10 protein-coding genes are annotated in these 10836 nt (G+C 58.0%); 8 read left to right on the top strand and 2 right to left on the bottom strand.

The window, feature by feature from the left end:
- The coding region (locus tag ACZ1HM_RS21085; protein ID WP_472744532.1) for a LysR family transcriptional regulator at nt 1-662 on the bottom strand (662 nt) is incomplete at its 3' end.
- Between the two features lie 108 nt (nt 663-770).
- On the opposite strand from ACZ1HM_RS21085, the gene ACZ1HM_RS21080 reads away from it, so the two are divergent.
- The 8 genes from ACZ1HM_RS21080 (at nt 771) to ACZ1HM_RS21045 (ending at nt 10297) form a co-directional block, all read left to right on the top strand.
- Nucleotides 771-1370, top strand: a complete 600-nt coding sequence (locus tag ACZ1HM_RS21080) for an amino acid synthesis family protein (protein WP_472744531.1) — start codon at nt 771-773, stop codon at nt 1368-1370.
- On the top strand, nt 1342-2121 hold the full coding sequence (locus ACZ1HM_RS21075; RefSeq protein WP_472744530.1) for an alpha/beta fold hydrolase: 780 nt from the start codon (nt 1342-1344) through the stop codon (nt 2119-2121). The genes ACZ1HM_RS21080 and ACZ1HM_RS21075 overlap by 29 nt, the downstream gene beginning before the upstream one ends.
- Nucleotides 2118-3032 (top strand): flavin reductase family protein, encoded by a 915-nt coding sequence (locus tag ACZ1HM_RS21070; RefSeq protein WP_472744529.1) that lies wholly within the window; start codon nt 2118-2120, stop codon nt 3030-3032. The genes ACZ1HM_RS21075 and ACZ1HM_RS21070 overlap by 4 nt, the downstream gene beginning before the upstream one ends.
- Before the next feature lie 11 nt (nt 3033-3043).
- Nucleotides 3044-4078, top strand: coding sequence for an LLM class flavin-dependent oxidoreductase (locus tag ACZ1HM_RS21065; protein ID WP_472744528.1), 1035 nt, complete (start codon nt 3044-3046; stop codon nt 4076-4078).
- 8 nt (nt 4079-4086) lie between these two features.
- The gene (locus ACZ1HM_RS21060) at nt 4087-5565 is read left to right on the top strand and encodes an aldehyde dehydrogenase (protein ID WP_472744527.1); all 1479 of its coding nucleotides are present in this window, start codon (nt 4087-4089) and stop codon (nt 5563-5565) included.
- Between the two features lie 665 nt (nt 5566-6230).
- Nucleotides 6231-6590, top strand: coding sequence for an Hpt domain-containing protein (locus ACZ1HM_RS21055; protein ID WP_472744526.1), 360 nt, complete (start codon nt 6231-6233; stop codon nt 6588-6590).
- A 54-nt stretch (nt 6591-6644) separates the two neighbouring features.
- Entirely contained in the window at nt 6645-9875 is a 3231-nt protein-coding gene (locus ACZ1HM_RS21050; RefSeq protein WP_472744525.1) for an ATP-binding protein, read from the top strand.
- 26 nt (nt 9876-9901) lie between these two features.
- Nucleotides 9902-10297, top strand: a complete 396-nt coding sequence (locus tag ACZ1HM_RS21045; RefSeq protein WP_472744524.1) for a response regulator — start codon at nt 9902-9904, stop codon at nt 10295-10297.
- 93 nt (nt 10298-10390) lie between these two features.
- Here ACZ1HM_RS21045 and ACZ1HM_RS21040 read toward each other — a convergent pair whose 3' ends face one another.
- Nucleotides 10391-10834 (bottom strand): flagellar motor protein, encoded by a 444-nt coding sequence (locus tag ACZ1HM_RS21040; RefSeq protein ID WP_472744523.1) that lies wholly within the window; start codon nt 10832-10834, stop codon nt 10391-10393.
- Nucleotides 10835-10836 lie beyond the last annotated feature (2 nt).

The following is a 10836-nucleotide window of genomic DNA, read 5'->3' as shown; positions in this document are numbered from 1 at the left end:
TGGGCGGCCAAATGCAGGGCGGCCCCAAAGGAATCCACATAAAGGGAGGGGTCTCTTTCCCCGCCAAAGCGATCGTGCCAAGCGGCCCATCCCCCCGATGTTCCCACCGCTTCGATCAGGGGCAGAGTGTCCAAGTCACCTTCTAGGGCAGGTGATTTGAGTGCGACGAGGTCATTGGGAATAAGAGGTGTCGCATTCTTGCCGACCTGGCGTTCAGACCCAAACCGTATCTCCACATCCGCGCGGGACGTGGTGAAATCATCGGGCCAGATCGCGCTGAGAAAGCGCAAACGGATATCCGGATGGCGGGCGCGGAAATCTGGCAGATGCGGCGACAAAATCCACTGCGCCACACTGACAGAGGTAGCGATGGTCAGCAGATTGTCGGACATCCCTGTTTCGAACTGCCGCGTCGCGCCGGCCAGCGTTTCCAACGCAGATCCGACCTGCGGCAAAAGCTTTCTGCCCTCATCGGTGATCGACAGCCCGCGCGCATGACGGTTGAACAGCGCCACGCCAAGGCGGGTTTCCAGGGCTTTCACCTGTTGGCTGACAGCGGATTGGGTCATGCCAATTTCATCCGCCGCCGCGGTAAAGCTCAGACTGCGGGCAGCCGCCTCAAACGTGCGGAACCAGGTCAAGGGAGGAAGCGATTTGGCCATGGGTTAAGTGAGCCATTAGTCTTGCTAATAGACAAGCCCCCAATTCATTCGTTTGCGCCAAAACGACAGGCTGAGGATAGTGCTTTGACACATGCACAAGGACCACCAATGCAGCCTGAAATCCGCAAAATCGTGACTTATGACGAAGAGACCATGATCGAAGGCTTCCGACCGGCCGCTCAGCCGTGGCGCATGTTCGCGGTGGCGGCTGTTGTCAAAAACCCCTGGGCTGGTCGGTATGTCGAAGACCTCAAGCCCGAGATACAGGCCTACGGTCCCGTTCTGGGTGAGATGATGACACAGCGCATGATCGCCCTTGCGGGCAGTGGCGCGGCGATTGAGGCCTATGGCAAAGCGGCTGTGGTTGGATTGAACGGGGAGATTGAGCATGCGTCCGGCCTGATCCACACGCTCCGCTTTGGGAATTTCTACCGAGAGGCCGTTGGCGCGAAGTCCTACCTGGCCTTTACCAACACACGCGGCGGGGCAAACGCGCCGATCATGGTGCCCTTGATGGATAAGAACGATGCGGGGCGCCGTTCGCATTACCTGACCATCCAATTCGCCATTCCCGATGCGCCCCGCGATGATGAGATTGTTGTGGTGTTGGGCGCGGCGCTTTCGGGCCGTCCGCATCACCGGATCGGAGACCGCTATCAAGATTTGAAGGACTTGGGCCATGACGTGGACAACCCAGCCGCGGTCTGACGTCGGTGGTCTGGCGGGGATCGTCTCGGGCGATGGGCCGCTGGTGCTGATGATCCATGGCGTTGGCCTGCGGGCTGAGGCTTGGGGCGCGCAGAAAACGGCTCTAACAAATGGCCATCGTGTTATTTCGGTTGATCTGCCGGGCCATGGGCAAAGCGAAATGTTGGGCTCCGTGTCGAGCCTCACCGATTATGTAGAAGCGGTTGAAACTGCTTTAATAGAGCCTGCTTTTGTGGTGGGCCATTCGATGGGCGCGTTGATTGCATTAGCTCTGGCGGTCAAACGCCCTGAGCGTGTCAGGGGCGTTTGCGCGATGAATGCCATCTACCGTCGGGATGCAAAGGCCGAAGATGCCGTTCAGGCGCGCGCGGCGGCGTTGGATGGGGTGCACCCCGCAGATCCTGACCCCACGCTGGTGCGCTGGTTCGGTACGGAGCCCTCAGCAGCGCGTGCGGCCTGTGAGACATGGCTGCGTCAGGTGGACCCGGCAAGCTACAAAGCCGCCTACAGTGTTTTTGCCCATGGTGATGCGCCAGCAGATGGCGCGCTTAGCCAATTGCAGATGCCCGCGCTTTTCATGACAGGCGGATTAGAGCCTAATTCGACGCCTGAAATGTCCAAGGCGATGGCGGATTTGGTGCCGCAGGGGCGGGCAGTCATTGTCCCAGAAGCGGCGCATATGATGCCGATGACGCATGCAGATGCCGTCAATCAAGCGTTGGTCGATTTCGCCCAAGAGGTCTGGACATGAGCGGGTTGGACCCCAAAGCGCTCCGCGCCGCCTTTGGCCAGTTCATGACCGGTGTAACGGTTGTCACGGCGTGCCAGGATGATGGAACGCCAGTGGGCTTTACCGCCAATTCCTTCACCTCAGTATCGCTTGATCCGCCGCTTTTGTTGGTGTGCCCTGGCAAATTTCTGTCCAGCTATGAGGTGTTCCGCCATTGTCGCCAGTTCGCCGTGAACATCCTCGCGGAGGGGCAAGAGGATGTTTCAAACATCTTTGCCCGGTCCGGCGCGGACCGTTTTGGCCAGGTGTCGCATGCCCGTGATCATAACGGTGTTCCAGTGATAGACGGCGCCATCGCGCAATTTTCCTGCACCACCCATCAAGCGCTTGATATGGGCGATCATTGCCTTCTGATCGGAGAGGTTACGGCCTTTGAAACGGGTCCGGGCCAGGGTTTGGGATACGTTGGCGGAAACTACTTTAGCCTAGGGCTTGAGCGCGCAGCGCTTGAAGTGGCTGAGGCCAATTCCATTTGTGGCGCGATCATCGAAACGGGCAATAGCGTTTTGTTAGAGACTGTTTCTGACGGGCTCAGGCCCATCCAAGCCACATATGATGCGATGGGAGATTTGCTGCCCAACTTGCGAAACGCCTTTGCCGCGCATGGGATAGATCCCAAGCTGGGGCAGACCTATTCGGTCTTTGATGACGCGGCCACGGGCGTACATTCAACCTATTTTCTGGCCGCCACGGACCAGCGCCCCGACACGCCTGACTTGGCGGTTGTGCCAATCGCTGACCTGCCCGACCAAACCTTTGCCACCCCTGCCATCGCGCGGATGATGGCCCGTTTTGCCACAGAGGCACGAACCCGCAGCTTTGCTCTCTACCTCGGAGATGCAGAGCGCGGCGACGTGCACAGCCTGCCTTAAGGAGATTTCGGATGGAGTTTTCGCTTTTCGCTCATATGGAACGGATCACACCGGATCAGCCGCATGACGTCCTGCATCAAGAACTGATCTCGCTTTGTCAGATGGCGGATGATGGTGGGATGCGGGCGGTTTGGACGGGCGAGCATCATGGGATGGAGTTCACCATCGCGCCAAATCCCTTCCTGACGCTGGTCGATCTGGCGCATCACACCAAAAACCTGCGCCTGGGCACCGGCACTGTAATTGCACCGTTCTGGCACCCGATCAAATTGGCGGGGGAAGCGGCAACAGCGGATTTGCTCACCCAAGGGCGGATTGAGATTGGCGTGGCGCGCGGGGCCTATTCCTATGAATACGAACGCATGATGCCGGGCATGGACGCTTGGGAAGCAGGCTTGCGGATGCGAGAGACGACACCCCTGCTGCGGCAGCTCTGGGAGGGGGATTGCGCCCATGAGGGGGAGTTCTATCAGTTTCCGGCGACAACCTCAGCGCCCAAGCCGGTACAGGACGGCGGCCCGCCTATTTGGATCGCGGCGCGGGATCCAAACAGCCATGAGTTTGGCGTTCACAATGGGTTCAACATCCAGGTGACCCCATTGTGGCAGGGCATGGAAGAGATTGAGACGCTGATGCAGCGCTTTAACAATGCCTGCGCAACCTATGACGGGCCAAGGCCAAAAGTGATGTTGCTGCATCATACCTACGTCGGCTCCGACACGACGGATGTGGACCGCGCCGCGCAAGAGCTGTCGCGCTTTTATTGCTATTTCGGGGCTTGGTTTCAGAACAAGCGCCCCGTTGAGCAGGGGTTGATCCAAGAGCTGAGTGCCGAAGAAATGGCCGCGAATGAGATGATGTCCCCGGCCAATATGCACCGGGATTTGACCATCGGCACCGCGCAAGAGGTCATTGACCAGATCAAACGTTACGAAGACCTTGGGTATGACGAATTTTCGTTCTGGATCGACAATGGGATGAGCTTTGAGCGCAAGCGCGCTTCCCTTGCGCGGTTCATTGATGACGTCATGCCAGCATTTCAATGAGGACCCAGATGTCAGAACAACCGCATTACCAACTCTTCATTGATGGCACCTGGTGTGAAGGCAGCGCGGGCCAGGTCATGACCTCGCAAAACCCTGCGACGGGGGCGGATTGGGCCAGCTTTGCCTGTGCCGCACCTGCGGATGTGGAACGGGCAATTGCGGTGGCACGGCGCAGTTTGAACGATCCGGCCTGGCGCGACATGACGCAGACCCAGCGGGGCAAGTTGCTTTACCGGTTGGCAGAACTGGTTGAGGACCACGCGGAGGTGATCGGCAGGGTTGAGACCACCGACAGCGGCAAGCTTTTGGCCGAGACAGCGAGCCAGACTGCCTATGTTGGGGACTACTACCGCTATTATGCCGGTTTGGCCGACAAGATCGAAGGCGCGGTGCTGCCCATCGACAAGCCGGACATGCATGTCTTTACCCGGCAGGAACCCATTGGTGTTGTGGTGGCGATTGTGCCGTGGAACGCGCAGATGTTCCTGACGGCGACCAAGCTGGGCCCCGCGTTGGCGGCAGGCTGTTCGGTGGTTCTGAAAGCGTCCGAGATTGCGCCCGCCCCGATGTTTGAATTTGCCAAGCTGATTGAGCAGGCCGGTTTCCCGCCGGGCGTGGTGTCTGTCATCACAGGGGATGCGGAAAATTGCGCCATTCCGCTCACCCGGCACAAAGATGTGGACCGTATCGCCTTTACCGGCGGGCCAGAGACGGCGCGCCATGTGGTGCGCAACTCGGCTGAGAATTTCGCGGTCACAACGCTGGAACTGGGCGGGAAATCCCCGATTGTTGTCTTTGAAGACGCCGATCTGGACGGCGCGGCCAATGGGCTGATCGCGGGGAATTTCGGTGCCTCGGGGCAAAGCTGTGTTGCGGGATCACGTGCATTGGTGCACCGCCCGATTTTGGCGGAGCTGATCAAAAGGGTCAGCGAAAAGGCCGCCGGTATCGTGATTGGCGATCCTTTGGATGCGCAGACGCATGTGGGGCCTTTGTGTACGGCGGCGCAGGTGGACAAGATCAAAGATACCTTGGCCAAGTCACAAGCGCAGGGGGCCAAGATCCACTTTGGCGGCGCGCCGGTGGATCGTCCGGGGAACTTTATGGCTCCCACTTTGGTGGAATGCGCCGGGCCGCAGACAGAAACGCTTAAGGTCGAGATGTTCGGCCCAGTGATGTCGATGTTGCCGTTTGACACCGAAGAAGAAGCCATCGCGCTGGCGAATGCGTCTGACTTTGGTTTGGGCTCTGGCGTGTTTACCCAGAACCTGGCGCGGGCGCACCGGGTGTCGGCACGGCTAAAGTCTGGCATTTGCTGGATAAATACCTATCGCGCGGTGTCCCCGATTGCCCCATTTGGGGGGTACGACCAATCCGGCTATGGACGCGAGGCGGGCTTGGATGCGATCCGGGATTACACGCGCACCAAAACCACCTGGATCAGCACCTCTGACACCCCGATGGCGAACCCATTTGTGATGCGGTAACGGCGCTGGGCCTTACCGCCGTTGTTTCGAAAGCTGGCATAAAGCGGCAAATTCTCATATTTTGTTGCCTGCGCCCTACTTTCGCCACATTTCCTTTGCAGTGTGTTTCTGCACGAAAGACGGCTCCCGCATTCTTAGGCGTTCGGAGCCTTCGCCAGAAGGCGAGAGCTTTCCCGTTGACCCGTGGTCACGGTTGAAAGTGGATCAGCACTTTGAGCGGTGTGACATGATTTTCCCCAGCGCGGTAACAGACCATAGCTATTTGGATTGCGTAGCAAAGTTCCAGATTGGTCTGAGCGGCGCGCAGGCATGCAGGGCGCATTACAGGATGGCTTCCCTCCACATCCATCATGCGCGGCAGGTCTTTTCGGGCTCCTCCGCCTCACACGATCCACTGACGAAAGCCACACCTCTGGCGCGCCGTCCGGCTCTCTCATCCGGGATGGCAGGCACTTATGCAGGGTGTGACAGTGCAACCTTCGCCAAAGGCATTGCCTTGGCGCGATAGGAAGACCCCTGGCAGAACGCGGGGCAGAAGAAAGCAAGGCAGTTGCAGGCTAAGGATACAGAGTGATCCGTCTGCAAGGCGCGGTGCGCATCATGGGTAAGAGCAGACCCAGCACCGCCATGGGACCAAGACCTTGCAATAAGAACTGAGGCTAAAAATGCAGCAGGCGATTGAACAAGATAAGCTTGCCCTTCTTCAAGCAGGGCTGGCCAAGATCAAGGCCGCGTTCATCGAAGGGCTTCCTGGCAAGGTCGCCGAATTTGATGCGTTGATGGACCGGCTTTTTGATGAAAGCGAAGACACCGACAAAGTGCTCGAAGAGATCGGGCAGAAGGCACACAAACTGCATGGTCAGTCCGGATCGTTCGGCTTTGACCACGTGGGCAAGATCGCAGCCAAGGTCGAATATGAGGTCGTTCGCGTTCTCGAAGGGCCCAAGCCGCGGGATGTGGATGGTGTTGAGGCCTTTTTGGTAGCGCTTCTGGATCAGATCGAAGCCAGTCTGGACAACGGTTGATCCAGGATGTTTGGCCGTTTGGGCAATAAGCTAAGCGCAATCCGCACGCGGTTTATGACTGCGTGTACCGTGCTGATGGTGGCGCTATTGAGCGCGCTCACCTCCTCTTCGCATGCACAACAGACACTTACCACGCCAGAGACGCTCAGAATGGGCGTACTCGCCGCTGAGGGGGCCACACGCACGATTGAGGCATGGTCCCCCACCATTGAGCTGCTGAACCGCGCCGCAGAGGCCGAGGCGCTGCCCTACCGGTTTAGCATGGAACCCCATACCGCCGCCTCATTGATCCGAGAGATGGGCGAAGGGGAGTTAGATTTGATCCTGGGGGATCCGGCAGCCTTTGTGGTGGCCGAAGTCGAAGAAGGGGCGCGGCCCATCTTGTCCGTGGGCAAGGTGTGGGAAGGGCGGTCTTATGATTTGACAGGTGCGGTGATCTTTGTCCGTGCTGACAGCCCGGTCAGCCGGATGCAACAAATCTCAGGCCGCAGCATCATGGGGGTCACCCAGGATGAGCTGACGGGTTGGAAGCTGGCGTTGCAAGAGCTGCGGAAATACCGGCTGACCTATGATGAGATTGAGCCGAACCTGCTGTTCTCTGGCGGCAATGAACGCGAAGTTGTCTATGCCGTGCAAAACGAACTGGTTGAGGTGGGTGTCATCCGGGCCGGCGTGCTTGAACGGTTGGCGTCACAAGGCGTGATTGACCTCGCTGATTTCCGTCCCATCGCGCCGATTGAACATCAGGGATACCCTTTCTGGGTCAGCACGCCGCTGTATCCGGATTGGATCATGGCGGCCCTGCCCAATGTCGAGGATCAGGCCTTGGCGCTGATGATCGACACATTGTTGGGGGTGCGCGAAGGCGATGCCGCATCGCAGGCGGCAAATGGCGTGGTGTGGCAGGCCCCGCAAAACTACCAGAGCATTCATGAACTGCTGATTTCCCTGCGCGCGCGCCCCTATGAGAATTACATTCAGCAAGCCGCCTACCGGATCTATACCGCCTACAAATGGCCAGCCATCGGGCTGTCGCTGTTTATACTGCTGTCGTTGGTTTTTCTGATCTACGAGCTGCGCCGGAATGCCAAATTGGCAGAAGCCCGGAAAAACGTTCTGCAGTCCGAAGTCCGTTCCAAGCATTTCTACCGCCGCGCCATCGAAGACCACACGGTGTTCTGCATGTTGACCAAGGATGGCGTCGTTTCGCATGTGAACGAACACTTCTTGAAGGTACTTGGCCGCACGCGCAGTAACGTCATGCACAGCCAGCTTTCGGAAATCATGCGCGATGTTGGCGATGAAACGCTGCAGAAAAGCATCATGAGCGCGATGGAGGCCGGTGTGCCCTGGCAGGGCGCGCTTCAGCTGATCAAAGAGGATGGCAAAGCGGCCTGGGTGCAAAGCACGTTCATCCCCGTGACCGGCACCTCAAACAAGCTGAGCGAAATCGCGATCGTTGCGTCAGATGTGACCAAAACCCGCGCTGGTGTTTCTGAGACCCGCTTTAACAACACGCTTGAGCTGATCCAGGATCAGGTTGTGGTGATGCGTCCGGGCAAGCTGGAAGTGATGTACGCCAACTCTGCCGCCGTGAAACTATTGGTGACAGAGCGCATGGGTGGCGATTGGAAGGGCAAGCGGGTCGCTGATTTCATCTCGGAGGAGGATTACGATGCGCTGAAGGTCCGTTGTGAGGCCTTGGAGGCCGGACCACAGCGCCGCATGACCTGGGAGGCAGAAGGCAAAGGCGATACCACCTATGAGATCAGCCTGGAGTACGCCCAGCCGGATCAGGATGAACCCCGCTTTATCGCCATCTACCGCGATGTGTCTGAGCGTAAGTTGATCGAAAAGGCGAAGAACGAGTTTATCGCCACCGTCAGCCACGAATTGCGCACACCGCTGACCTCTATGAAAGGGGCCTTGGGGCTGGCCAAATCCGGAGCGTTGGGTGAGGTGCCTGACAAGATGAACCCGGTGATCGACATGGCGGCCACCAGCTGCGACCGTTTGGTGGTCTTGATCAATGACATTCTGGATCTGGAAAAGATCGAAGCGGGCAAGATGGATTTCCAGATGATCCACTTCGATCTGAACGAGGTGGTTTCAAGCTCTGTTGAATCCAACCAGTTCTATGCTGAAAAGTTCGATGTTAAGGTTGAGCGGATCGACGAAGTTGAAGGCGAAGAGTTCAACGTTTACGGCGATCCATCCCGCCTGACGCAGGTGATGGATAATCTGTTGTCAAATGCGGCCAAGTTCTCAGAAGGCGGGTCAAAGATCGAAGTGGCCTTGCTGAAAATGCAAGACCGGGTGCGCGTATCCATCCGTGACTACGGCGAAGGCATCCCAGAGAAAGCCCAGGCCACGATCTTTGACAAATTTACGCAAGCCGACAGCTCTGACACACGGTCAAAGGGTGGCACCGGGCTTGGCCTGTCGATCGTGCGCTTGATCGTGGAAAATCACAAAGGGGCCGTTGATTTCCACAGTGTGGAAGGCGTGGGCACCGAGTTCTTTGTCGACCTGCCACTGGTGGAAGGGGAAGAGGTCGTGCCGATCCCGCGGGTAAGTGGCCAAATCGAAATGCCCAAGGCGTTCTCAAACGCTGAGGACATGCCGCTGGTCAACGCTGTACCGGAAACGGCGGCGCATCGTTTGATTGATCTGCTGCGCCAAGAGGGGTGGAGCCCTGAGTTTGAAATTGGCCGGACGACCGCCAGCGAATTGGCAGCAGGCAGCACGGCCAACAGCGCATCGACTGCCCTGAATTGGATGGGCCCCGCGCAGCGCACCTTCCTCGGCGATCTGGTTCAGTCTGGCGATCTGGCCGACCGTGAGGTTTGCATGGTTGAAGTAACGCTAGACGCAGACCCCGCCGCCACCTTGGCCAGCCGCAACATCCAAGGTTTCGGTTGGGCCGAAGATTGGCTGAAGGCCTGCGGTGATCTGATTGAGGGTGCCGCAGATCCCAAGATGCTGGCCGTTGTGCCAGATAATGAAGTGAAAGATGCGGTCACAGAACGTGGCGCAGTTGCAGTGGATGATCCGGGTCAAGCGCCCGCACATCCAGAGTGGGCAGGAACGGACGTTGCCGTGCAGTTTGGTGCAGCCGTCGATGCGATTACCGTGGTGATCTACCCCAAAGAAAAGGGTGCATTGCCACAAGATTGGCCCGTCATGCTGATCGTTTCCCGGATGGAAGCGGCGCAGACCGGGCGTGGTATGGTTTCCAAGTTCTCAAGTGGTGGCGGGGGCCGTGGCCGCCGCAGAGTGTCCTAATAGAAAAACGCGAACAGAGGCATGAAATGACAGAGCTGACAAAGATATTACACATAGAAGATGACCCTGAGATCCTTCAAATCACTGGCATGGCGCTGGAGCTGATTGGTGGCTTTACCCTGCGCCAGGCGGACCGGGGCGAAAAGGCGTTGGCCTTTGTGCAGGAATATCAGCCGCAGATGATCCTGAGCGATGTGCAGATGCCCGGCCTCACTGGGCCAGAGACGGTGAATGAAATCCGCAAGATGCCTGGGTTTGATAATATCCCCGCGGTTTTCCTGACGGCGCGTCTGATGGACGGCGGATCAAGCCTGCTGGTGCATCCGATGGATTTGGAAGTGATCGGCAAGCCTTTTGATCCGACCACTCTGGCAGATCAACTGCGCGACATCTGGAACAACAGGGTCGATCAAGCCGCCTAACGGCTTTGCCGGCAGAACGCTCTGTTCGTGACTGTTGTTTCTGTTCTGCCGGGATTTTGTGGCCAGCCAGGTCTACAGCCGAAAGCGCCGACGTTATTCGTCGGCGTTTTGTGCTTTCTGAAGCTGATAAAGCGCGCGGGTTGCGTCATCCATGCGGGCCGTTTCGGCCCGGTCTTCTTCGATAGCGATGTCTTTGCTGATCCAGTTCATGACAGCATCATTCGTCTTGGATGCGCGGAACACTTTAAGAAGCTGCGCTTCTGTTACAACCACGTCTTGTTCAATCCGGTCATGGTCTTCGGTCAGCGCGCGCTGGGCGGCATCCACTGATGTCAGATAACTGGGCAGGTAGGGGCGGCTTTCGACCGTGCTTTCATTCGCTTCGCGGATGGCGTCATCGGTCAGGGCAGCTTTCTTCTGTTCGATCTCTGTCTGAGATGCCCTCAGGGCCACCAAAGTGGCCCCGATGGTTTCCATTTCATGGCGGTTGATGCGTTCCAACAGCTCAAGCGCTGCCAAACGTTTCCGCCCCGCCATAC

Source organism: Sulfitobacter sp. GN1-4 (assembly GCF_055693825.1).
This window is presented reverse-complemented; position numbering and strand designations above follow the sequence as displayed.

Coding starts and splice junctions, on each gene's coding strand:
- ACZ1HM_RS21080 (WP_472744531.1), top strand. CDS start 771: ATGCAGCCTGAAATCCGCAAAATCGTGACTTATGACGAAGAGACCATG.
- ACZ1HM_RS21075 (WP_472744530.1), top strand. CDS start 1,342: ATGACGTGGACAACCCAGCCGCGGTCTGACGTCGGTGGTCTGGCGGGG.
- ACZ1HM_RS21070 (WP_472744529.1), top strand. CDS start 2,118: ATGAGCGGGTTGGACCCCAAAGCGCTCCGCGCCGCCTTTGGCCAGTTC.
- ACZ1HM_RS21065 (WP_472744528.1), top strand. CDS start 3,044: ATGGAGTTTTCGCTTTTCGCTCATATGGAACGGATCACACCGGATCAG.
- ACZ1HM_RS21060 (WP_472744527.1), top strand. CDS start 4,087: ATGTCAGAACAACCGCATTACCAACTCTTCATTGATGGCACCTGGTGT.
- ACZ1HM_RS21055 (WP_472744526.1), top strand. CDS start 6,231: ATGCAGCAGGCGATTGAACAAGATAAGCTTGCCCTTCTTCAAGCAGGG.
- ACZ1HM_RS21050 (WP_472744525.1), top strand. CDS start 6,645: ATGACTGCGTGTACCGTGCTGATGGTGGCGCTATTGAGCGCGCTCACC.
- ACZ1HM_RS21045 (WP_472744524.1), top strand. CDS start 9,902: ATGACAGAGCTGACAAAGATATTACACATAGAAGATGACCCTGAGATC.
- ACZ1HM_RS21040 (WP_472744523.1), bottom strand. CDS start 10,834: ATGGCGGGGCGGAAACGTTTGGCAGCGCTTGAGCTGTTGGAACGCATC.